This window comes from Streptomyces sp. NPDC048331, assembly GCF_043201215.1.
Classification (GTDB): Bacteria; Actinomycetota; Actinomycetes; order Streptomycetales; family Streptomycetaceae; genus Streptomyces.
On the sequence record NZ_JBICYT010000016.1, the window covers coordinates 149,003 to 170,697 of the forward strand.

The 21,695-nt window shown below is 69.9% G+C and carries 24 protein-coding genes; 18 read left to right on the forward strand and 6 right to left on the reverse strand.

Translation table 11 applies throughout. The features are described 5' to 3' along the window. The first annotated feature begins 46 nt into the window (after positions 1 to 46). Both ACGFYY_RS23485 and ACGFYY_RS23490 read left to right on the forward strand, forming a co-directional pair. Positions 47 to 1,453 carry a terminase large subunit domain-containing protein gene (locus ACGFYY_RS23485; RefSeq protein ID WP_393712010.1) on the forward strand — a complete coding sequence of 469 codons (1,407 nt, stop codon included), beginning with the start codon at positions 47 to 49 and terminating at the stop codon, positions 1,451 to 1,453. A gap of 133 nt (positions 1,454 to 1,586) precedes the next feature. Continuing rightward, positions 1,587 to 3,338, forward strand: a complete 1,752-nt coding sequence (locus ACGFYY_RS23490) for a hypothetical protein (protein WP_393712012.1) — start codon at positions 1,587 to 1,589, stop codon at positions 3,336 to 3,338. Here the strand turns inward: ACGFYY_RS23490 and ACGFYY_RS23495 are convergent. Further along, on the reverse strand, positions 3,295 to 3,807 hold the full coding sequence (locus ACGFYY_RS23495) for a hypothetical protein (protein WP_393712014.1): 513 nt from the start codon (positions 3,805 to 3,807) through the stop codon (positions 3,295 to 3,297). The two genes, ACGFYY_RS23490 and ACGFYY_RS23495, sit on opposite strands and share 44 nt — an antisense overlap. A gap of 127 nt (positions 3,808 to 3,934) precedes the next feature. Between ACGFYY_RS23495 and ACGFYY_RS23500 the strand changes: the two genes are divergently transcribed. The 5 genes from ACGFYY_RS23500 to ACGFYY_RS23520 all read left to right on the forward strand — a co-directional run bounded on the left by ACGFYY_RS23500 (position 3,935) and on the right by ACGFYY_RS23520 (position 6,758). Further along, positions 3,935 to 4,609, forward strand: coding sequence for a hypothetical protein (locus tag ACGFYY_RS23500; RefSeq protein WP_393712016.1), 675 nt, complete (start codon positions 3,935 to 3,937; stop codon positions 4,607 to 4,609). A gap of 109 nt (positions 4,610 to 4,718) precedes the next feature. Next, entirely contained in the window at positions 4,719 to 5,141 is a 423-nt protein-coding gene (locus tag ACGFYY_RS23505; RefSeq protein ID WP_393712018.1) for a head decoration protein, read from the forward strand. After that, a complete protein-coding gene (locus ACGFYY_RS23510; RefSeq protein WP_364852320.1) occupies positions 5,141 to 6,190 on the forward strand; it encodes a major capsid protein in 1,050 nt (349 codons plus the stop codon). The genes ACGFYY_RS23505 and ACGFYY_RS23510 overlap by 1 nt, the downstream gene beginning before the upstream one ends. Then, positions 6,187 to 6,381 carry a hypothetical protein gene (locus ACGFYY_RS23515; protein WP_393712021.1) on the forward strand — a complete coding sequence of 65 codons (195 nt, stop codon included), beginning with the start codon at positions 6,187 to 6,189 and terminating at the stop codon, positions 6,379 to 6,381. Before ACGFYY_RS23510 ends, ACGFYY_RS23515 begins: the two co-directional genes overlap by 4 nt. A gap of 56 nt (positions 6,382 to 6,437) precedes the next feature. Continuing rightward, entirely contained in the window at positions 6,438 to 6,758 is a 321-nt protein-coding gene (locus tag ACGFYY_RS23520) for a hypothetical protein (protein ID WP_364852318.1), read from the forward strand. A gap of 668 nt (positions 6,759 to 7,426) precedes the next feature. Here ACGFYY_RS23520 and ACGFYY_RS23525 read toward each other — a convergent pair. Next, positions 7,427 to 7,957, reverse strand: a complete 531-nt coding sequence (locus ACGFYY_RS23525) for a hypothetical protein (protein ID WP_364852316.1) — start codon at positions 7,955 to 7,957, stop codon at positions 7,427 to 7,429. A 95-nt stretch (positions 7,958 to 8,052) separates the two neighbouring features. On the opposite strand from ACGFYY_RS23525, the gene ACGFYY_RS23530 reads away from it, so the two are divergent. Genes ACGFYY_RS23530 through ACGFYY_RS23550 form a run of 5 tightly spaced genes read left to right on the forward strand, consistent with a single transcriptional unit; the run spans position 8,053 to position 9,892 of the window. Next, on the forward strand, positions 8,053 to 8,421 hold the full coding sequence (locus ACGFYY_RS23530) for a hypothetical protein (RefSeq protein ID WP_393712024.1): 369 nt from the start codon (positions 8,053 to 8,055) through the stop codon (positions 8,419 to 8,421). Further along, positions 8,414 to 8,824, forward strand: a complete 411-nt coding sequence (locus ACGFYY_RS23535) for a DUF6093 family protein (RefSeq protein WP_393712026.1) — start codon at positions 8,414 to 8,416, stop codon at positions 8,822 to 8,824. The genes ACGFYY_RS23530 and ACGFYY_RS23535 overlap by 8 nt, the downstream gene beginning before the upstream one ends. Then, positions 8,821 to 9,231, forward strand: a complete 411-nt coding sequence (locus tag ACGFYY_RS23540; protein ID WP_364852310.1) for an HK97 gp10 family phage protein — start codon at positions 8,821 to 8,823, stop codon at positions 9,229 to 9,231. Before ACGFYY_RS23535 ends, ACGFYY_RS23540 begins: the two co-directional genes overlap by 4 nt. Further along, positions 9,228 to 9,467 (forward strand): hypothetical protein, encoded by a 240-nt coding sequence (locus tag ACGFYY_RS23545; protein WP_364852308.1) that lies wholly within the window; start codon positions 9,228 to 9,230, stop codon positions 9,465 to 9,467. The genes ACGFYY_RS23540 and ACGFYY_RS23545 overlap by 4 nt, the downstream gene beginning before the upstream one ends. Then, positions 9,464 to 9,892 carry a hypothetical protein gene (locus ACGFYY_RS23550; protein ID WP_364852307.1) on the forward strand — a complete coding sequence of 143 codons (429 nt, stop codon included), beginning with the start codon at positions 9,464 to 9,466 and terminating at the stop codon, positions 9,890 to 9,892. Before ACGFYY_RS23545 ends, ACGFYY_RS23550 begins: the two co-directional genes overlap by 4 nt. 69 nt (positions 9,893 to 9,961) lie before the next feature. Here the strand turns inward: ACGFYY_RS23550 and ACGFYY_RS23555 are convergent, their stop codons facing one another. The 3 genes from ACGFYY_RS23555 to ACGFYY_RS23565 form a co-directional block, all read right to left on the reverse strand. Then, entirely contained in the window at positions 9,962 to 11,662 is a 1,701-nt protein-coding gene (locus tag ACGFYY_RS23555) for a nickel transporter (RefSeq protein ID WP_364852305.1), read from the reverse strand. Beyond that, positions 11,659 to 13,008, reverse strand: a complete 1,350-nt coding sequence (locus ACGFYY_RS23560) for a tetratricopeptide repeat protein (RefSeq protein WP_364852303.1) — start codon at positions 13,006 to 13,008, stop codon at positions 11,659 to 11,661. Before ACGFYY_RS23560 ends, ACGFYY_RS23555 begins: the two co-directional genes overlap by 4 nt. Before the next feature lie 106 nt (positions 13,009 to 13,114). Beyond that, positions 13,115 to 14,719: a DUF4331 domain-containing protein gene (locus tag ACGFYY_RS23565; protein WP_364852300.1), complete on the reverse strand. Its 1,605-nt coding sequence runs from the start codon at positions 14,717 to 14,719 to the stop codon at positions 13,115 to 13,117. Positions 14,720 to 15,788: 1,069 nt separating this feature from the next. Between ACGFYY_RS23565 and ACGFYY_RS23570 the strand changes: the two genes are divergently transcribed. Both ACGFYY_RS23570 and ACGFYY_RS23575 read left to right on the forward strand, forming a co-directional pair. Continuing rightward, on the forward strand, positions 15,789 to 16,664 hold the full coding sequence (locus tag ACGFYY_RS23570) for a DUF4394 domain-containing protein (protein WP_364852296.1): 876 nt from the start codon (positions 15,789 to 15,791) through the stop codon (positions 16,662 to 16,664). Between the two features lie 165 nt (positions 16,665 to 16,829). Beyond that, positions 16,830 to 17,516 carry a methyltransferase domain-containing protein gene (locus tag ACGFYY_RS23575; protein WP_364852294.1) on the forward strand — a complete coding sequence of 229 codons (687 nt, stop codon included), beginning with the start codon at positions 16,830 to 16,832 and terminating at the stop codon, positions 17,514 to 17,516. A 195-nt stretch (positions 17,517 to 17,711) separates the two neighbouring features. On the opposite strand, the gene ACGFYY_RS23580 is transcribed toward ACGFYY_RS23575, so the two are convergent. Further along, positions 17,712 to 18,359: a carbonic anhydrase gene (locus ACGFYY_RS23580; RefSeq protein ID WP_364852292.1), complete on the reverse strand. Its 648-nt coding sequence runs from the start codon at positions 18,357 to 18,359 to the stop codon at positions 17,712 to 17,714. A gap of 354 nt (positions 18,360 to 18,713) precedes the next feature. On the opposite strand from ACGFYY_RS23580, the gene ACGFYY_RS23585 reads away from it, so the two are divergent. From ACGFYY_RS23585 to ACGFYY_RS23600, 4 genes are all read left to right on the forward strand, one after another. Beyond that, positions 18,714 to 19,196, forward strand: a complete 483-nt coding sequence (locus ACGFYY_RS23585) for a hypothetical protein (RefSeq protein ID WP_364852290.1) — start codon at positions 18,714 to 18,716, stop codon at positions 19,194 to 19,196. Positions 19,197 to 19,381: 185 nt separating this feature from the next. Further along, positions 19,382 to 20,101: a Crp/Fnr family transcriptional regulator gene (locus ACGFYY_RS23590; protein ID WP_393712032.1), complete on the forward strand. Its 720-nt coding sequence runs from the start codon at positions 19,382 to 19,384 to the stop codon at positions 20,099 to 20,101. A gap of 96 nt (positions 20,102 to 20,197) precedes the next feature. Then, positions 20,198 to 20,782 carry a redoxin domain-containing protein gene (locus ACGFYY_RS23595; protein ID WP_393712034.1) on the forward strand — a complete coding sequence of 195 codons (585 nt, stop codon included), beginning with the start codon at positions 20,198 to 20,200 and terminating at the stop codon, positions 20,780 to 20,782. Between the two features lie 6 nt (positions 20,783 to 20,788). Further along, on the forward strand, positions 20,789 to 21,667 hold the full coding sequence (locus ACGFYY_RS23600; RefSeq protein ID WP_393712036.1) for a cytochrome c biogenesis CcdA family protein: 879 nt from the start codon (positions 20,789 to 20,791) through the stop codon (positions 21,665 to 21,667). Positions 21,668 to 21,695: the final 28 nt, after the last annotated feature.

Genomic DNA, 21,695 nt, shown 5'->3' on the forward strand with positions numbered 1-21,695 from the left:
ACCACAGCTCCGAGCCCGCCTCGCCCAGATCGAGCGAGGCCTTGCGATGGACCGCTCCCCCGGCGCGATGGCGGCGGTCCTCACCGACGGAAAGGAGATGCAGGCCCCGCACCTGGGGTTGATCGACCGCGCATTCGAGCGGGTGGCCGCCGGGGTTCCGACACGGCTGCTGCTCACAATGCCACCCCGGCACGGCAAGTCCCGGCGCGCGGCCCGCTGGGCACCTCTGTGGTACCTGCGGCGGCGCCCGGAACACCGGGTGATGATCGCCTCGTACTCCTCGGACCTGGCCGATGATCACGGCCGGTGGATCCGGGACGCGATCCTCGCCTACGAACCTCAGATCGGAATCGGCCTGCGCCCAGGCAGCTCGGCGGCCAACCGGTTCGACCTGCTCGGGACCGAGGGCGGCGCGGTCATGGCCGGCGTCGGTGGCGGTCTCACCGGCAAGGGCGCCCACCTGGCGGTGGTGGACGACCCGATCAAGGACGCTGCCGAAGCCAGCTCGCCCACGATGCGGCGCCGCCTCTGGGAGTGGTGGCAGGCCGTTCTCCTGACCCGCATCGAGCCCGGCGGATCCGTCATCCTCATCCAGACCCGCTGGGACGAGGACGACCTTGCCGGCCGTGTGCTGGCCGAGGAACGGCACCGGTGGACCGTCATCGACCTGCCCGCCCTGGCCCTCGCCGAAGACGACGCGCTCGGCCGCTCCGTCGGCGGCGCTCTCTGGCCGGGCCGGTACGACGAAGCGGCCCTCGCGGACATACGGGCATCCGTCGGCGAGCGCGTCTGGTGGTCGCTGTACATGCAGCAGCCCCGGCCGCAGGACGGCGGTGTCTGGGACTGGGCGTGGATCACGGACAACCGGATCTCGGCCGCCCAGCTGCGCGGCATCGACCTCAGCAGAATCGTTGTTGCAGTCGACCCTGCTGGCGGCGAGTCGGCCGTGGGAGACGAGACCGGCATCATCGCCGCGGCCCGCGACGCAGACGGACACCTCTACCTACTCGACGACCGCAGCGGTAACCGTGGCGCGGACGCCTGGGGCAGAGAGACCTGCCTGCTGGCGATCGAACTCCGAGCGGACGCAATCGTGGTGGAGTCGAACTACGGCGGGGACATGAGCCGCCAGGTGATCGCGCAGGCGTGGGAGGACCTGCACCGCGAGAACCGCACCGAGCAGATGCTCATGCCCGCGGTCATCTCGGTCACCGCGAAGAAGGGCAAGAGGTTGCGCGCCGAGCCGATCGCCCAGCTCTACGAGCAGGGCCGCGTTCACCATGTCGGGCAGTGGCCGACCCTGGAGCAGCAGATGGTGACATGGGTCGCCGGCATGGACTCTCCGGACCGGATGGACGCCGCAGTCCATGCGCTGACCGAACTGGCCAGCCCCCAGCACGGGGGGACGAGTTCCGGCGGCTACCGGGATGGACGCCTCGACGGCCGCAGGTAGGAGCCTCGCAGAAGGAGACGTCCCGGCAGCACAGGATGCGCCGGGACGTCCTCCGCAGAACATGCGGCGAACTGCCGTCGGGCTCGCTCGCTTAGGCTGAATCCGGCGCGGGGGTCGTTGAGGAGTTCGTTCCTTGGGCCTGCGCGAGTTCGTTTCCGACGCGTGGTCGTGGCTGAACTACAAGCCGATGATGACCACCACCAGCACCGGCCTCCCCCACCGGGCTCTGGCACCGGCAGCACGGCCGGGCTGGCTGCCGCCCGACGCCGCGCGCCGCCTGGCGGCGTACAAGATCCTTGCGGCCTACGACTCCAACCAGGCTGGCGAACTGGCCCTCGTCACCGGCAACGAGGCCGGCAGCGAGCGGCGTGAGTTCGGGGACGCTACCGCCTTCGTGAACACCACACTGGCCCACCTGCTGGGCAAGGTGCAGCAGATCGTGGCGCCTGGCGCCGAGTACGCCGGCGACGAGGGCCCCACTCCGGAGGCGACCGCTGCAGCGGATGTTCAGCAGCGCCTGCGGGACTGGGCGGAGAAGGAGCTGCTGCCGCTGCGGATGCAGGCGGCCGAGCGCAAGGCCGTGCTGCTCGGGGATTCCGTGTACCTGCTGGCCTGGGACCCGGAGAAGAGGCGCGTCCGGCTGCGCACCCTCGATCCGGGCTTCTACTTTCCCGTCCTTGATGAGGACGCGGACCCCGGCGACTACCCGGCCACGGTCCATCTCGCGTGGGAGATCCCCGCGGACCCTGACCGCGGTACGAAGGCGCGAGTCCGACGGATCACGTACGAGCTCGGCCCGATCTCCGCAGCGACCCGCAGCACGAGCATCGGCCGCCGAGAACTCGTTGCCGACGGTGCAGGCGGGTGGCTTCTTGAGCAGGGCGACGTGAGCCACCCGGAGACCGGGCGGATCGAGCGCACCTACCCGTGGGCAGATAGGCCTTCCGCGGTCACCTGCTACCTCACGGACGCAGAGTGGGAGCTTGACGACCTTCGGCTGGGGCAGCAGCTCGATGACCTGCCGATGGAAAAGGCCCGGGTCAGGACCCGAGCCGACGGGGAGGTCCTTGACCGGCTTGATCTGCGCATCGACTTCGTTCCGATCGTGCACGTCACCAACTCGGTGGCGGACGGCGAGCACTTCGGCCAGTCCGCGTTGGCCCCGGTCATGCAGGCCCTCGACGAGCTCGCGGAGTCCGACACGGACTCGGCGCGCGCATCGGCCACGACGGGCGCCCCGATCATCGGCCTGGCAGGTGTACGCGCCGAAGTGGACCGGGTGACCGGCCGGCCAAGGCCGCTCGCCGTCGAGCCCGGCACCGTGTTCCAGCTGGGTGACGGCGGACGGATGGATGTCCTCGACACCTCCGGGCAGCTCGCGGAACTACGTGCGCGGGTGGAGGAGATTCGCGAGCGGGCGGCTGTGAACGCCCGGCTTCCTGCGGTGAGCCTGGGCACCGCCGATCCCTCCAAGGTCCCCAGCGGCTACGCCCTTCAGCTCTCCCTGGGGCCGCTGGACTCCCTCGTGGAGTCCATGCGACTTGCCCGCGCGCACAAGTACGCCCTGCTGTTTCGGTTCGTGCAGCGGCTCCACCAGGCCGGGCAGGCCGAGGGCTGGCCTGCTGGGGCGACCACACCCGTGCGGCTGGTGTTCGGCCCGCACACCCCCACGGATCGCGGTGCCGTTCTCGAAGAGGTCGTACGGGCGGTGGGCGCTGGCGTGTTGTCGCTGGAGACCGGCGTGCGGATGCTGCAAGAGGCCGGGTATCCGATCGACGACGCACGCGCGGAGATCGAGCGGATCACAGCCGGAAGGGCCCCCGACGCCGAGCATGCTCCGGTCAGTCCTCCGCCGGCTGGAAGTTCTCGCGCTTCCACGTCTTGACGCTCTCGCGCTGGGCTTCCAGAGGCTCTCGTAGATCCTCTTCGGACATCGTGTGCTTCGTGCCTCCGCCCCACTGCATCACGTAGGTACCAAGGCCTCCCGTCACACCGTCGATCCGCGCCACGAAGAGGCAGGCGCCGGCGAACTCCCCGAACTCTGGTCCCAGCACCTCGCCTTCGCGTGGATCCCGTGCGGAGGCGAGGCGCGTACCTTCCTCGTCCAGGATGACGCGTTCCTCCTCCGAGGCGCTCGTCCGTACACAGGTGCCCGGACTCGAACCTGGCCTCGTGTACTCGGCGTCCTGCACGGCCACCTGGTAGACGGTGAACGGGGCCCGGTCGAGCCACGGTTGCCACAGCGCGACCCCGATACCCACCGCGACGGTGACACCCCCGGCCACTATCGCGTTCCGCACTCCCCGCGGCCGCCGTTGCGGCGTCTTGCCCAGCGAGACCTGTATCTCTTCCACGGTGCCCCCCACCTGGTCGTTTTGCCGATGATCATGCCAGGTGGGCGGCACGGGTCATCCGAAGGCGTCCCGCTCGGCTCCGTACACTCGGTTACGGCGCGGGGACGTCGAGGAGAGTCACGTCCTGATGTCCCGCCTTCTCCCGCCTCCGCGCGCCGTGCTCGGCTACCGGCGCGATGGCCGCCCGATCTTCCCCGTCGTGGGTGCCTCGTCGGAAGACCCTTCCAACGGGGGCGATCCACAGGTGACCCTGGGGCAGCAGCAGCTTCAGCAGATGATGGCCCGCGAGAAGGACCAGGGTTCCCGCGCTGGCCGTCGCGATCTCGTGGAGAAGCTCGGCTTCGCCTCCGCAGCCGAGCTGGAGCAGTGGGTCACACAACAGCGCGACGCCGAACAGCAGCAGCTGACCGACGCTGAGCGCCGTGAGCAGGACCTCACAGCGCGGGAGACGGCGGCGGCGCAGCGCGAGGCCGCAGCTGTCGCCAGGGAGCGAAGCGCCGTCCGCCGGTCCGCGCTCGCCGGTCGCGGGGCAGTCGGCGACAACCTGGAGGATGCGGTCTCGCTACTGCGGCTTCCGGATGACGCCGACGCCACGGCTCTCGACCAGGCCGTCACCGACCTCCAGGGACGCCGCCCGGAGCTGTTCCGAGCAGCGGCTCCGGGCGCCGGCCAAGTTCCGCCCGCGCCCGGTGGCGCCCCGGCGTCAGGTCCTCCGGCCCGCCCCGGCGGTCCGGCCCCCAAGCCTGGTGAGGGCGGCCTCGCGATGGCTCGGCGGCGCGGCCTGCTGCCCCCGAGCTCCTGACCAGCGCGCAAGTCCGGCCGCGCGCCTTCGGGGACCACGCCCCGCACTCCTCGTGGACCGCTCCACCATCCGGTGAGAGCAGGCCGCTCCTGCACATAGGAGAAGCGGCTTGATCCAGCCGTCCACCACCACCGTGACCCTCACCGCTGACCGGGACTGGCTCGCCTCCCGGCACGGCACCGACTCCACCGAGACGATCACCCTCGACCTGACCAAGCTCACCAAGAGCACCCACTACGTCGAGCCCACGGCCGCGGGCCCACACGGCTTCGTCCGTTCCGGCGTGACCGTCGGTCGCATCACCGCCTCCGGCCTGTACGGGGCGTACGACCCCGCCGCTGCCGACGGCCGCCAGGTTCTCGCCGGCCTGGTTTTCGCAGAGGCCGCGTTCACGTCCGGGCAGACCAAGATCCCGGCCGCGCTGTTCTGGCACGGCACCGTCAAGGCCGCGAAGATCCCGGGCGGCATCGACGTCACGAAGATCGCCGCGAACGCGGCGGGCGCGCAGATCCGCTTCCTGGCGGTGAGCTGATGAGCATCGCCGACCTGCTGAAGAACGTGTCCGTCGCGGACCTCACCGTCTACGCCCGCTCCATCCCGAACCCGCAGGACTTCCTGCTCACGCAGACCGTCTTCGCGGAGACCCAGGTCCAGGATGTGAAGTGGCGCATCCGCAACACCAAGCGGCGCGTGAACACGGCGTCCTACCGCGCCTACGACGCGTCCGTGCCGATCGCCCGCCGCCAGGCCGAGCAGACGACCACGGAGGGCACCCTGCCCGCCCTGGGTCAGAAGCTCCTCGTGGGCGAAATGGAGCAGTTGCTCCTCGACGCAACGCGCGGTGCAGATGAGGACCGACTCGTGGAGTTGCTCTACGACGACGTCGAGCGGCACGTGGAAGCCATCCGCTCCCGCCTGGAGCTCGCCGCCGGCGACGTCCTCGTGGACGGCCGCTTCACCCTGGCCGGAGAGAACGGGCTGACCGTCGAAGTGGACTACGGAGTCCCCGCGGCGAACATGCCCACCGCTCCGAAGCCCTGGTCCGATCCGACTGCGGACCCGCTCGCCGATGAGCTGCGCTGGATCGACTACCTCGACTCCATCGGCGCCCCGGCCCCCGAGATGGTCCTCACCTCCCGGAAGGCGGCCTCCCACCTCGCGGGAAACCAGGCCTACCGGGCCGCGTACTACGGCACTCCGGCAGGCGGCCAGACCCCGACGTCCGCGCTCACCCCCGAGCAGGTCAACTCTGTGCGCGGCACGTACGGCCTGCCGCCGATCACGCAGTACAAGGCGCAGGTCTGGCAGGACGACGTGTCCAAGCGTGTCCTTCCCGAGGACAAGTGGATCCTCCTCCCGCCGGACCGCCAGCGGTGGGGCCAGACCCAGTACGGCACCACGGCCGAGTCCCTTGCCCTGTCCCGGGGCACGGACCCGCAGATCGAACGGCAGGAGGCTCCGGGCATCGTGATCACGCGGGACGCTCAGGATGACCCGGTGCAGATCTGGACCAAGGGGGCCGCCGTCGCCATGCCGGTCCTCGCTGCCCCGGACTGCCACATCACGGCGACGGTCCTGTGAGCGCCGCGGTGAAGGCCGTAGGTGTCCTCGCGGCCACCGTGCACGTCCTCGACCCTGAGGAGCGCGTCCCGATCGTCCTGACGGTCGGCACGGAGGTGACGGACCCGGCCATCGCCGAGCAGATCACCAACCCTGCTTGTTGGGAAGGCGAGCCGCCCCCGAGGGCCAAGGCGCCCCGCAAGACGACGTAGACCGGCTGGGGAGGAGCATCCGCTCCTCCCCAGCTCCGTGTGTGGAAGGGACGAGCATGAACAGCGAAGTGCTGCGGTGGCTGATGGCGCAGCTCGGGCCGGACACCGATCCGGCCGACCTGGAGCAGAGGTACGAACGGCTCCACTCGGCGCGGGCCGTGGCTCAGGAAGTTCTACAGGAGCGGATCGCCGCCCTGCTGGCTGAGCCCTTGCGCGTGAGCATCAACGGGATCGCCACGATCGACCAGACCAGCAACGTCGCGGCGCTCGAACGCCGACTCGCGCAGGTGGCTGGTCAGGCCGGCCCCGACGATGCCGAGGAGGTGGCGTTGGTGGCCGTCACCAGCTTCCCCCTGGTGGCACGCGCACGGCGGTAACGCGCAGCGGGGTCAGGTGGGCATGGAGCGGGGGCACGAGCGGCATACCCAGCCGGATCGACGGACCGCCGAAGGGCGGCGTCTGGACTCGTGTCCTGCAGCGCACCTGATGCGGTGCAGGGTGTGGACCCCGAGCCAGGTCTCTTCCAGCAGGGTGGCGCCTGCCGCAGCCAGGCGCTCCCGGAAGGCTGCCTCCGCGGTCTCTCGGCAGCGTCGGGCGCAGACCCGGCAGATCCCCTGCCCCTGTTGAAGGTTGGCCGGACGCGGAGCCACTACGTGCCCGGCCGCACAGCGGATCGTGTGCGGCGAGCAGTTGCCCAACCACGTGTTCTCGAGCAACTGCGCGCCGGCTTCAGCGAGGCGGGCTCTGAAGGCCTGCTCCGCGCGTAACGAGTTCGCGGGGCGAGGAGGGTGCACGTGCTCTCCCTGGTCGTGGATCCTCACCGTACGCGTGGTGTTGCTTACCAGGAACTTCTACCCCCGGGCGCCCCGAAACGGGCAGAAGAGAAAACGGTCAACGCCAGGGCGCACCTGGCGGACAGGACAGTGCCCCGTCCTCGTTGGGGAGGACGGGGCACTCGGGTCCGATAAGCACAGCAGCCAGCTTTGTTTAATGGACGCGCTTCACGCTACGGCACCGAACGAGACGGTCCCGGAGAGTGATGTCCTCAACGGCGACGCAGCCACTTCACGCGCGACTTCCACCAAGCCCCTCGGTACAGCTGCCACCACTGCGGCAAGTACCAGAGGTCTGCCCGGCACACGTCGGTGAAGTCCCGCTGCATGGCCATGGCCTCAGCGATCGCCGCCTGGAACTCTTCGTCGCTTGAGCTGATCTTGTCCAGAACTGCGGATGTCTTGTCCATGACCTCGTCGGCTGCGGCGACAGGCTCAGCGTTTCCCACCAACCTCATCTCCAGGTACGCCTGGAGAAGTTCCGTCTGCCGTTCGTGCACCTTCATGGCGAGCTCTCGCCGGGTCCTCTGTGCCATGAACTGGGGGCCGAACTGGCGCTCGATCCGCAGGTACTGGGCGAAGGAGACCCCCTCGGCGAGGGCGTGTTGAAATCGGGCGTACACGGCCCGCCGTTCGTCCCGTCCTCCCAGCCGTGGAGCTGTGCGTGTCAGCAGCTTTCGGGAGACGGAGCTGACGGCCGTACGGGCGGCAGCCGCAGCAGCAGCGGAAACGGGATCGACCATGCCGGTATCCAACCGCATGGCATCAGGTCCATGCCACACACAAGCCGGATGAGCGGACCGCAGGGCGTGCTGCTCGCGCACCTACTGTCCAGAGCATGAGCAAGTTTGATCAGCCTCGCCGTATTCGGATCGCCGCGCCCCACGATGAGCCTCCGGTGATCGAGCTCGACGGCCAGGACGTTTCTGCGGCCGTAGAGGTCTACAGGGTCATGCAGGCCCCGGGCGAGACTCCAGAGGTCACCCTGTACGTGAACACCGAGTGGCAGGGGTTCGGTTTCGACGGTCTCGCGGAGGTGATGGCGGAGCCGGCGGATCTGCGGCACGTGGTGCTCCAGTTCCTCGACGCGGTGCAGTGGCAGAAGCTCGACCAGGCCGTGCTGAATCGCGATGACCTCGACGGCCAGCCGGGCGAGCTGACTCGCGGGGCCTTGGCCCAGCTGCGGGAGTGGGCGGCCAGTGCTTAACGTCCGCGGGATCGCCCGCTTCGCGGACCGGCACATGATGCCGGACAAGGTCCGCGTGATCCGGGCCGGCGGGGAAGACGTCCTGGACCCGGCGACGGGCGAGCTCATTCCGGCCTCCCCGCTCGTCGTGTACGAGGGCAAGGCCGGGCTGTACCCGCAGCAGGAGAAGATCCGCGCCAAGGGCCAGGACGGCGCGTGGGCTGAGGAAGTCCGTGCCGGGTACCGGCTTCTGCTGCCCGTGGAGGCTGCGGAGCTGGAGGATCACGACGAGGTGCTGGTGAAGGAGGCCCGCGACGTCCAGGCCGTGGGCCGTACGTACGAGGTGACCACGCTGGGCGAGGTGTCTTCGTTCCCGGTGTTGCGGACGGTGTGGCTGGAGCAGCGCGACCGGAGCGCATCGTGAGCAGGAAGAAGGGCGGCTCCTTCAACCATCCCGCTGCCCTTGCGGCTGCTCTCGATCAGGGCGCGCTCGTGCTGCGCGGGGAGTCGGAGGCGGCGGTGCGGTTCAGCGCGGCGGCGATCGTTGCGGCGGTCCGGGCCCGAGCTTCCGGCCGTCCGGGGCCGAGGGTGATCACCGGCCAGTACCGCGCATCGTGGCGGTCGGAGGTACACGGCGGCGGCCCGGTATGGGTCGCGGAAGTCGGCACCAGCGCCCCGCAGGCCAGGAGGCTGGAGTACGGCTTCGTCGGCACTGACTCGCTGGGCCGCCGGTACGCGCAGCCCCCGTTCCCGCACGCCGGTCCTGGCCTGGAAGCAACGGCGCCGACCGTCGTGCGGCTCCTCGGTGCAGCTGTGGAGCGTGCCCTGTGAGCGAGCTGTCCGCCGACCTTGAGACGGCGCTGACCGAGGTCCTGGGCGGTCACGAGCGCGGCATCCTGTCCCGGGCCGTGATCGTCGCAGAGATGCTGGACGGCGACGGCGAACGGGCTCTGTCGATCATTACGACGCCGGGCGTCACAGAGTGGGACGCGCTCGGGTTGTGCCGGTACGGCGTCCTCTCCATCGAAGGCCCAGCGGCCGCACACTTCTCGGGGGGCTCGGAATGATCGACCGCGGCCTGCTCACGGCTGCCGTGCGCGCCATGCTGACTGCCGCCACTGGTAGGCCCTGCGGGCTCGGGGCGCTCCCGTTGGTGGACGGCCGACCGACGCCGCTGCCGTACAGCGTCCTCTACCCTCTGGGCGGACCCGTCGACGGGGCGCCCTTCTCCGATGCTTCGGAGGATGCGCATCTCACCTACCAGGTGACGATCGTCGCCAACCGCATCGATCAAGCCGAGTGGCTGGCTGACAGGGTTCGCCGCGCGTTCCTGGGACGCACTGCCGACGGGTGGGAGCAGCCGCTGGCTGTGCCAGGTATGACCGTGTGGGCACGAGAGCTCCTCGCGGACGAAGGCGTGGACCCTAGCGCCGCTGGGGAGATCGTCACATACCCACAGCGGTACAAACTTGCCTGCACTGCCCTGAACTGAACGGCACGGTTGTGGAAGTTCAGTGAGATCCAGTCGGCTCGCTCTCCCTGAAGGCAGCTGGCTCGTGTCCTATCCGCTTCCTGTTGCTGCGCGGACCGTGAGGCCGAATCCGACGGCGATCACGAGGAGGGAGGTGAGAACGGGTCCGGTGCGGGCGATCTTGCGCAGCAGGATGTTCTCGCGCAGTACGTGGGCGCGGTGGTGGGTTTCGATGTGTTCGCGTACGCGGACGAGGAGGAGTCCTGCGAGGGTGAGGGTGGCGGCCATGCCGAGCCCGTAGCCGATGACGAGGGTGATGCCGAACGTGGTTCGGCCCAGGGCGACGGCGCCGAGGAGGATGACGAGGGCGGAGGGGCTGGGGACGAGGCCACCGGCGATGCCCATGCCGATGAGGCCGGCCTTCGCTGGGCGGCTGGCGTCCTTCTGCGCTGGTGGCGCAGTGGGGTGGGAGTGCTCGTGGTGCGCGGGAGCGAGTGTGGCGACGCGGCCTGTGTCGTGCGGCTGGCCGGTCGGGGTGCTGCGGCTCGAGGGGATCAGCTTGCCGGGGCTGTGGGCAGGCCCGGACCCGTGGTGGTCATGGGAGTGGCCGTGATCTTCTGCGTGGCTGTGGTCGTGGTCATGGGGGTGATGGTGACTGTGGTGGGCGACGTGCGGGTGGTCGTGATCGTGGGTGTGCCCGTGATGGCCGTGGTGATGGTGGTTGTGGAGGGTATTGCCGCGTAGGGCGCCTGCTAGGAGCCATAGACCGATGCCGGTGACAAGGAGGCCGCTGGCGGCGCCGAGCCAGAGCAGGACGGATTCCCCGGCGAGGTGGGTGGCGGCGGGTAGGGCGAGTCCGAGGACGAGGACGCCGGCGGTGTGGGTGAGGGTGACGGTGGCGCCGACTGTGACGGCGTCTCGGCGGGTTCCGCGGCGGCCTGCGAGGTAGGCGGCCATGATGGTCTTCCCGTGGCCGGGCATCGCGGCGTGCGAGGCTCCCAGCACGACGGCAAGGAGCAGGGCCAGCAGCCCGACGGGAAGGGTGACCTCCCGTGCTCCGACCAGGGAGTCGAACAGGCTGGTGACCTTGCCGATGACGCCGGTGACCAGACCGGCACCAGAGATGGCTCCGGCTGCGGGTACCAGGCCTGCGCCTTGGCCGGGCTCGGTGCGCAGGTTCGCGGCACGCTGGTCGAGGGGGGATGCGAGAGGGTCTTGCGGGTAGGCGCGCAGTTCGTGGGTGGTGGAGGCGGCCGGGACATCGGACTGGGTGATCTTGACGTCTTGTGCGGTGGCCGTGATTTCTCTCCAGCCGATGCGCTGGGTGTCGTAGCTGGTTGTCACGGAGATGTCGGTCGGGCTCGTGAGCGAGGTGGGAGCCGTGAGTTCACAGGTGAGTCTGCTGGTCTTGAGTCCGGCCTCGCCGGGCTGATAGTCGAGCCTGGCCGAAGTCGCGTTCCAATCGGCGTTACGGCCGCCCGCCAGGACGTGGAGCCGACGCCCGAGGACGGCGCACTCCTTCTCGGCGTAAACGCGGGCTTCGGGTCCGGTGAGGCTGCCGTCGTGGTCGGTGTCCACGAGGGCGCGTTCCTGGAGGGCGGAGATTTCAGCGCGGTCGACGATGACCCGGGCGTCGATGCGGTCGGGGTGCAGAGTGAGACCCGTGTGGTAGTTGACTGTGAAGTTGCCCAGCGGATGGGCGCTCGCGGCCGGGGCCGCGGCAACACCCGCGGTAGCGGCGAGCGCGGCACCGGTCAGGGCGGTGAGGGTGCGGCGCAGGATGTGGTTCATTCGCTGGCGTCGATTCGCTGGAGCAGCGCGCGGGCGTCGTCGGCGTGCAGGGGGTGGAAGCCCGGCTGGCGCAGTGCCTGGTCGAGGTCATGGCGGGCGGCGTCGAGCCGACCGAGGGCATGCTGAATGGCGGCGCTATGGTAGTGGTAAAGCGCGCTTTGGGTGCCCAGGGCCATGGCCCGGTCGGCGTGTTCGAGTGCTTCGGTGTTGCGGCCGGCCCGGTGGAGGGCCCAGGCGTAGGCGTCGTGGACGGCGATGAACGGCCTGGTTCGCAGGGTCTCTTCGGCCATGGTGACGGCCTGCTGCGGGTTGCCGTGGTCGGCTTCGAAGAGGATCGCGTCGGTATCGGCGGGTGCCTTGTTGTTCTCGCGGATCCGGTTCTGGGCACGCAGCAGCGTGTACTGGGCTTCCGCTTGGCCGTGGTCGCCGAGGGACTGTTCCAGTTCCCCCAGTCCCAGCAGGTAGTGCGGCAGCGGGGCGACGGCGATGGCGGCCCGGTAGTCGGCGACCGCCTTGAGGGTGTCGCCCAGTGCTTCGTAGGCGCGGGCTCGGGCTTCAAGGAGGGCCGCATCGCCGGACGCGGCCTTCAGTCCGTTCTGCGCTTCGGTTAGCGCGCCCCGGGCGTCGCCGTCCTGGAGGGCGAGCGAGGACAGGACCGTGCGTGCGAAGGCCGCATCGGCCGGGGTGGCGGCTGCGGTGAGGGAGCGGCGCATCAGGTCGCGGGCCTGGGCGGTGTCGCCCTTGAGTTCGAAGGCGTAGGAAGCGCGGGCCAGGGAGGCCGCATCCGGGCGCAGGTCGATCATCTTCTGCACGGCAGCGTCCGCCGCGTCGTAGCGGCCCAGCTGTGTATAGGCGTCGGCGAGCACTCCGTGGGCGGAGGCGCTGTAGGGGTCGCTGGTGGTGGCCTTGAGCGACCAGTCGAGGGCGGTGGGGAAGTCGTGCCGGGCCGCGGCCAGGGCTCCCATGCCGATCTCGGCGTCCGTATTGTCCGTGCCCTGAACGGTCAGCGAGGTCCGCAGGGCCTTCTCCGCACGGGCGTAGGTGGCGGGGTCGGCAGTTGTACGTCCTTGCTGTACGTAGGCCATGCCGAGCGCCGCCCAACCGCCGGGGTCCTTCGGCAGACGGGTCACACGTGCCTGGAGCGCCTGGATGGAGCCGGGGGCCGGTCCTGCCGCACGGGCGCCTACTGCCGGTTGGGCGGCGGTTTCTCCGTTCGGGTTCAGGGCGACCGCGCCGACGGTGAACATGACCGCTCCCAGGGCCAGTACGACCGCGGTGCTGCGCAGCCGCGTGCGCGCCCGTGACGATGGTGGTGTGGATGGCGGTGCGGTGGCATGGTGCTGCACGAGAAATTCCTCCCCGGTTCCCGGTGGTACCGGTGTCAGGGCCCGGCAGTGCTGTGCCCGGGCCCTGACACCGTGGGTCGCAGCCCGCCGCGGGGCTGCGACCGGCTCAGCTGTCCTTGTTGCGGCGGCGCAGGCGGAAGCCGCCGGCTCCGAGAAGCAGTGCGCCGAGGACGCCGATGGCCGCGGCGTGGGACGGGGCCAGGGCGGGAACCTCAGCGGCCGAGTTCTTCATCGCCGACTGCTCGGCGTTGCGCTCCGGGCCATTGGGGCCGGTGTTGACGTTCTTGGTGTGCGGCAGCGCCACGTACGGGAACGTGTTGCCGAACGGGACCTCATTGGTGTTCACCTTGTCGCCGTCGGCGAGGGCGGGGACGAGGACGCCGGTCTGGGCGGCGCCTTCGACGGCCTGGAGGGAGATGTCGATGACGTCGTCCGCGAGGCGGCGCCCGTTCGGGAAGCCCGCCAGGTCACCGGCGAGGACACCGAGGCGGTTGGGCTGCGCGGTCGGCGGGACCGCCGTGTTCAGACGGAGCTCTTCGGCGGGGACGATCTTCTTGAGGTTGGCGTCCTTGTTGAGGCGGTGCGCGTTCAGGTCGGCCTGGATCGGGCCGCACGCCTTGCAGATGCCGGTCAGGTAGATCTCGAAGAGGTCGTTGCGCGGGGTGGCCGGGGCCGGGATCCCGTAGACCTGCTGGATGAGCTTGGGCAGGATCGGGTCGAGGACCTTGTCGACGACGGGCTGGACGGTGCGGTCCTGGGACGGGTTGAGGGTGTTGAAGGCGTCCTTGTACTTGATCGGGACGACGACCTCGTTGACCAGCGGGTTACCCAGGCGGGAGACCTGCTTCCAGTCCTTCTGGTGCGCCTTCTTGCGGGAGTCGCTGACGGTGACGCCCTCGCGCTCGGTGGTCGACCAGATGCCGATCACGGGGTTGCGCGAGGCGTTCCCCTTCAGCGCGAGTTGCCTCTTGGGGACCTGGATGGCGATGGTGTTGACGTTGTAACCGGCCAGGGTGTCCTGCCCGCGCTCGGACAGGTCGCCGCCGTAGAGGAGGTCAAAGACGCGCAGGTCGGCGAAGAACGGGTCCTCGGCCTGCCCGGAGTAGGTCTTGCCGCCGCCGGGGAGGTTCAGGGTCGCCTGGTTGCGCAGCGTGGTGTAGTCGGGCATGGAGGCCTTGCCCGTGCGGGACGGGGCTGCGGGCACGTTCTGCAGGACGGTCTTGCTCTTGCCGCCCGTGGTGATGACCAGGTCGTAGAACTGGCGGAAGTTCAGGTCGGGGTCGTTCAGCGAGGTGACCTGGCCGGTGTTGTAGAGGAACTGGTTGGCGGCGTCGCGGTAGCTGTTGCGGAAGCGCCAGGTGTAGGTGACGTCGGAGTTGCCGTCGCCGTCGTTGTCGACCTTGATGTTGTAGCGCAGGTCGTCGCCGAAGGCGTAGAAGTTCGGGCCGCCGTTCGGCTCCTCCATCGGAATCCAGTTCGCCACCATCGTGACCGTGTCGGCCTTGTCTGGGCTGGTGAAGGCGTACACGTCGGTGTTGTCCGCGCGCGGGTCGCCCGCGATCAGTGGTGCCTCGCGGTGGCTGGAGGCGGAACTGACCCCGGGGCCCAGGGTCAGGACGGCCATGGCGGTCGCCAGCGCGCCGGAGCCGAGGACGAGCAGGGAGTGGTCGAGCAGCCGGCGTCGGCCGGACGCCGCAGGTGTTGCCTTCACTGGAAGATGCTTCCTTCCCAACAGGGTGCGTACCGGGCCCGGCCGCATCGGGTGGGCGTCGGTGCCGCTTCGGGGTTGTTCGGGTGGCGGTCGGCACCGCGGCGAACCAGGGTTCGCGCTGCCCGGGCAGGGTCAGGAAAGGCAACGGGGACTGGCCAGGCCCGGACACACCTTCGCGCGGGGTCGCGCAGGCCGAAGGAAACCACGCACGGCGCTCGCCGCGCGCCCGCCAGCCGGTCCGCGCCGGCGTCCGCGATGCGAGAGGGAGGACGAACCCGCAGGCCAGCCCCACGAGGGCGCTCGGCTACATCGGCTTCAAGGCCGCGGCGACACGCGGTTTCACGCTAGCCCGAACGAGCCAACTCCCGCTTATTGCAACATAGTTGCAATAGCGTCATTGAGGTGTGAAGCCGTGACGTGTCGGTGCCGCAGCGTTCGCGACGGGGCGATCCGGCACTGCGCCGGCAGGCACTTCGCGTGTACGAGCGGCGCAACCGGATCGTGGTTCTCCTCGTGGACGGCCAGATCACGCAGGGAGAGCCTCATCCCTCGGTGAGACTGTTTTTCTGCAGCCTGGTCACGGCCCCGCCACCGGCCCGGAGTGAGGTTGTCCACGCGAGCTGCAGGCAGGAGCGGTTCCCCTCAGGCGATCGACCGGGCGGATTGTGCGAAGGCTCCTCCTGGTGATCGTGCCGCTGGATGGTGTGGGGCCATGGCCGGTAGAACGCCCAGGACGACGGCCAGTGAGCGGGGCAGGGCCGCCTCCCAGCCCAGCAGCCTCAGTCCGCGAACCTCGTCCCCCTTCAGGCAGATCTCCAGCCCCGCGCACTCCGTGCGTTGCCATCCCTCATCCGTATTCATGAACACACCGTCTGCGCCGTTAGTACGGCCGGGACGCCGTGGACTGCCGGGGACACGATGTCGCCACCCGGCTGGCGTAGCCCGGGTTCCGTTCCTTGGGCCGTGCGGGTGGCATCCGCTCCAGGTGCCTGTCCGCTGCGGCGGTGGTGACGAATCCCCCGATGAGCCGTCGGCCACCCTTGCCGAGGCACCGATGAATGGAGTGAACATGCGTAATCTCACCGTGACCGCGGTTTCCGCAGCCGTTCTTGCCGCGCTGTGCGCGGCGCCCTCGCTCGCCGCGGCCGACGACAACCCGCCGAAGACGATGCCCGCGATGGACCACAAGGGTGGCCTCAGTGCGATCGGGCTGACCGGTGACCAGCGGCTGGTCGAGTTCGACGTGAACAAGCCGTCCAAGACCTGGTCACTGGGCAAGGTCTCCGGCCTTTCCGGGGACACCAAGCTCGTCGGCATCGACTTCCGCGTCCAGAACGAGAAGCTCTACGGCGTCGGCGACCGGGGCGGCATCTACACCCTGGACACCATGAACGCCCAGGCGACGAAGGTTTCCCAGCTGACCGTCGCGCTGGCCGGGACCACCTTCGGCGTGGACTTCAACCCCGCAGCGAACCGTCTGCGCGTCATCTCCAACACCGGCCAGAACCTGCGCCACAACATCGACGACCCGGCCGCCCCCCTGACCACCACCGTCGACGGCACCCTCACCAACCCCACCACCCCTCCCTCGACCGCCATGGGGGTGACCGGCGCCGCCTACACCAACAACGACCTGAACGCGGCGACCGCGACGACCCTGTTCGACCTGGACACCATGGCCGACCGGGTCTCCCTGCAGTCCCCGGCGAACGCCGGCACCCTCGCCCCCACCGGCAACCTGGGCGTCAACGCCGACCTGGACGCCGGATTCGACATCTACTTCGACGCGGCCTCCGGCACGAACCACGGCTTCGCCGCCATCGGCATGGGCGGCAAGTACCGCCTGTACTCGGTCAATCTGCTGACCGGTAAGGCCACCGACAAGGGTGCTTTCCCGACGAAGTACCAGGTCACCGACCTGGCCCTGCCCCTCAACCAGAAGTAGCCCCACGTTCTGAGCAGGCCTCGGGGGGGGGGGGGGGGGGGGGGGGGGGGGGGGGCCCCCCCCCCCCCCCCCCCCCCCCCCCCCCCCCCCACCGCCGGCACACCATCCGCTCTCCGTACCCCACACGATGCGGGTACGCCGACTTCAACGAACGGTCTGGAATCCTTGTCTGCTCATTCGGGTACCGGCGCCGAGCGGCGCGACCGGTCGCTGGAGCACTGGAACGCCGCTCCCTACGCGCGGGCTCTGGCCTGCGGCAGCGCGGAGCTGTCGCTTCGGGACGGCACAGGGTGGATTCTGCCGCTTGCGACCATCCGGTGGTGCGGGCGGGCGGACGCCTGCGACATGGGGGTGGTCCGCCGCTGTGAAGGAACCGTGCTCGACATCGGATGCGGACCCGGCCGGGTGGTGAAGGCTCTTGCCGAACGCGGCCATCACGCCCTGGGCATCGACATCTCCTTGCCAGCGGTCCGGGCGGCGGTGAGCCGTGGCGGGAGCGCGCTGTGCCGGTCGATTTTCGACCCGCTCCCCGATGAGGGGCGCTGGCAGACGGCACTGCTCCTGGACGGCAACATCGGCATCGGTGGAGACCCGTCCGTCCTGCTGCGGCGCATCCGGGCCCTGGTGCGCGAGGGGGGCCAGTTGATCGTCGAGGTCCCGCTCGGGGGGACCGACCGGCGACATCTTGCCCGGCTTCACGAGGGGCACCGTCCCGTGCAGGGCTCGTTCCCCTGGGCCACGGTGGGAGCGGACGCGCTCACCCGCCACGCCGCGGACACGGGCTGGGCGGCGAAGGAACGGTGGACGTCACGACGTGGGCGTCACTTCGTATCCTTGCAGACCGACCGCTGAGGACGTCGTCAGCGTGTATCGCTTTGACGGACACCACCAGTGTGCTGGTCTAGCCACGAGGGCGGCTTCGTTGCCGGCCGGACCGCGGTAGCCAAGGCTGCCGTGCAGCCTCGGAAAGTCGTACCCGCGCAGCCTGCTCGTCTATGTACCCAACCCGTACGGTGGAACTGTGGCCGCCGCCAGCCGCGTGGGGGATCAGCCGGTGCGCGTGGTCGACGAGGCCGCGGCCGGGATGCCTCGGTCCGTGACGAGCCGGGCGTTGCCGTCGGCGAGCTGGTAGGCAAGGCCGAGGATGCCCGTGTGGCCTGAGGCGACCTGGTCGGCCAGTACCCGGGAGCGTTCCAGGAGCAGGTCCACGGTGTGCCGGATGTGGGCGTCGATGACGTCGCCTTCTTCGGTGAGGCCGGCGGCGCGGGCGGCGAGCACGCTGGGAGTGACGCGTTCGACGACGTCGCGGACGTATCCGGTGGCCACCGTACCGTTCTCGACGGCGTCGCGGGCGGCTGCGACGGCGCCGCAGGAATCGTGCCCGAGGACCACCACGAGGCGGCAGTCCAGCACGCCGGTGCCGTATTCGATGCTGCCGAGTACCTCCGGCCCCAGAACGTGCCCGGCGGTACGGACCACGAACAGATCGCCCAGCCCCTGGTCAAAGATGATCTCGGCAGCCAGCCGTGAGTCGGAGCATCCCAGCAGGACCGCGAAGGGCTTCTGAGCCGGAGCGAGTTCCGCACGCCGGGCGGCATCCTGATTGGGGTGCAGCGGGGCCCCGGCCACGAATCGCTCATTACCGGCGAGCAGGGCATCAAGGGCCTGGGCGGGAGGGACAGGAGTGGTTGCCATGGCGGCAGCGTACGAGGTTGTTAGCCGGGACGGTCGGTCGGGGGTCACGCCTTCGCGTGTCGTGTCCCGCTGGCTGCCATTGGCCTGCCGCAGCGACGGCCGGGGGAACGGCGGCATGATCTACGGGTGGCGCCGCGCCGAGGACACACCGCTTGTGGGTGCGCTGCCCCGGTCAGGGAGGTTCATTGGGCCCGAGGACATCGTTCGCCACCCCGAACCGCAGCGGATCTTTCCGATACTGGTCGGCCTTGGCATCTACCGGCCAGTACGTGAGCGTCCTCACATAGCGGAACATCTCCGATATCTTAGAGTCGGCCGTGAGAACGGAAAGCCCCGCACGAGGAGGCGGTCTTGATGGCCACCACCTTTCACGCACCACCGGGAACGGTCGTCGTCCCGGTCCACGCGGCATGGGGCGCCGCGGCCGGACTGGTTGGCGGCGTCGGGATGGGCATCTGGATGTCGGTGTCCCGGCCCATGATGGACACCGCCATGATCACCATGGTTGCCGGCCTCCTGGGCTCCACGAACGCCTTCGCCGGCTGGCTGATCCACCTGGCCATCGCCGCCTTCGCCGGCATCGCCTTCGGCGTGGTGCTGGGGCGGTTCGCCCAGCGTCTCGCGCCCTCCGTTGTCCTCGGACTCCTCTACGGCGCCTTGTGGTGGGCCGTCGGTGCCCTGTGGATCATGCCCGCCAACATGAGCATGCCGGTCTTCACCTGGAATGAGGTCACCGCCTCCAGCCTGGGAGCCCACCTCGTCTTCGGGCTGCTCGCCGGAGCCACGTTCGCCTCCATCGCCCAGGCCACGGGCAGGCACAGCGGCCCCGCCCGATGAACCACCAGGCTCCCGCGTCCTCCTCCGGCCCGGCCGGTACACCGCCGGGCGCGCCGCGCCGCGTCCCCGGTGGCCAGGCAGCGGTGTCCTACTGTCTGGCCAGCAGCGCCAGGGCGCTGGCCGGCCCGGTGTGGGGTGCCGCGCCTCCGCCGTGGGCTCCGGGACGACGCGAGGAGACACCCACCATGACCGATACCACGGCGGACGACGGGGCGGCGGAGCGGACGTGGTGCCTGGCCGAGGTCGACATCTTCTGTGACCTGTCCGAGCAGGAGATGGCAGCCATCGCCCAAGCCGCACCGATGAAGACCTACCACGCCGGTGAGATCCTCTACTCGCCCACCCAGCCCTCCGAGGTGCTGTTCATCCTCAAGAAGGGCCGGGTCCGCGTCTTCCGGGTCTCCGCCGACGGCCGGGCGCTGACCACCGCGATCATCTCCCCGGGCACCATCTTCGGCGAGATGGTCCTGCTGGGACAGCACATGTACGGCAACTACGCCGAAGCACTCGACGACACCGTCGTCTGCGTGATGAGCCAGGCGGACGTGTGCCGGCTGCTGCTCACCGACGCCCGGATCGCCGCACGCATCACCGCGATCCTGGGCCGGCGCCTGTCCGAACTCGAACAACGTCTCTCGGACACCGTGTTCAAGACCGTCGCCCAGCGCGTGGCCACCACCCTGGTCACGCTCAGCGCAGCCCAGCCCCCGGGCAGTGCGCTGCGTCCGGGCGGACGCCACCCGCAGATCGCCCTCACCCACGAACAGCTCGCAGCCCTTGCCGGCACCTCCCGCGAGACCTGCACCAAGGTGCTGCGCGACCTGGAGCAGCATGGGCTGCTCCGGCTCGCACGAGGCCGGATCACGGTGCTCGCCCGTGAACGGCTCCAGGACGCGGCGGGCTGACCCGCCCGACGTCACCGAACCGTAAGGACACAACCGCCCCGCGACCCGGTAAGGCGATCTACGCTCACACGGTCCCCGACACACAGGAGTCACCCCATGCGTGCCCGCACCCTGCTTCCGGCCGCTGTTGCCGCCGCCCTGCTCACCGTCACCGCGTGCGGCGCGGGCAGCGGCTCCGAAACCGCCGGTGACTCGGGCGCGGTCGGCATGTCGCCATCGACGGTGTCGTCCCCCGCCCAGCAGCCCACCGGCCCCGGCGGAAACGGGTCGGCGGTGCCCGAGGCGCTCAACTTCACCGCCACGACCGTGGACGGCAAGCCGCTCGACGCAAAGACCCTCGCCGGAAAGCCGGCCGTGCTGTGGTTCTGGGCCCCGTGGTGCCCCAAGTGCAAGGCCCAGGCAGCCGAGACCGCCAAGGTCGCGGCCGCCCACCAGGGAAAGGTGAACGTCGTCGGCGTCGCCGGCCTGGACACCAACACCGCCATGAAGGACTTCGTCGCCGAGACGAAGACCGGCGCCTTCCCGCACCTGTCGGACGAGAAGGGCGAGGTGTGGAAGCGGTTCAAGGTCACCGAGCAGAGCCGCTACGTCATCCTCGACAAGAACGGCGCCACCGTCTACGAAGGGGTCCTGCCCGCTGGCAAGGGCCTGGACGAGAAGGTCGCCGGCCTGACCGGCTGAACCGACATGTCCGACCTCCCCCTCGCCCTCGCGCTCACCGCCGGCATACTCGCCGCCGTCAACCCGTGCGGCTTCGCCCTCCTGCCGGCCTACCTGTCCCTGCTCGTCCTCGGCGACGACAACCCCACCCGCACCACCGCCGTCGGCCGTGCCCTCGCCGCCACCGCGGCCATCACCATCGGATTCGCCGCCCTCTTCGGCATCTTCGGCCTCGCCATCCAGCCCGTTGCCGGGCAGGTCCAGCAGCACCTGCCCTGGTTCACCATCGCCTTCGGCCTGCTCATAGCCACCGCCGGCGGCTGGCTCCTGGCCGGCCGCCAACTGCCGACCCTCGCGCCCAAACTCCGGCGGGCCCCCAAGGTCACCCGCTCCCTGCCCTCGATGGCACTGTTCGGCATGGCTTACGCCACCGCCTCCCTGGGCTGCACCATCGCCCCCTTCCTCGCCATCGTCGTCTCCGCCTTCCGCACCGGCTCCACCGTCGAGGGAGTCACGCTGTTCACCGCCTACGCCGCCGGCATGGGCCTGATCGTCGGCACGGCTTCCCTGACCGTTGCCCTGACCCGCACCACCGCCGTCACCCGCATCCGCCGGCTCGGCGCGATCGCCCCGCGTCTAGGCGGCGGCCTGCTTCTGGCCGTCGGCGCCTACGTCGCCTACTACGGCTGGTACGAGATCCGCGTCCAGCGCGACCCCGCGACCACCGACCCCGTCATCGACGCCGCCGGCACCCTCCAACGGACCATCGCCGATGCCCTCGACGGCGTCGGACCCGCCGTGATCGCCACCGTCTTCGCCTTCCTGCTCCTGGCGGCCCTGCTGATCCGCCGCACCAAGCGCGCCCGCCGCTCCGAAGGCAGCCAGCACATCGCGCCGCCGAGGTGACGATGTGGCCTGGGGCGGAACAGCCCGG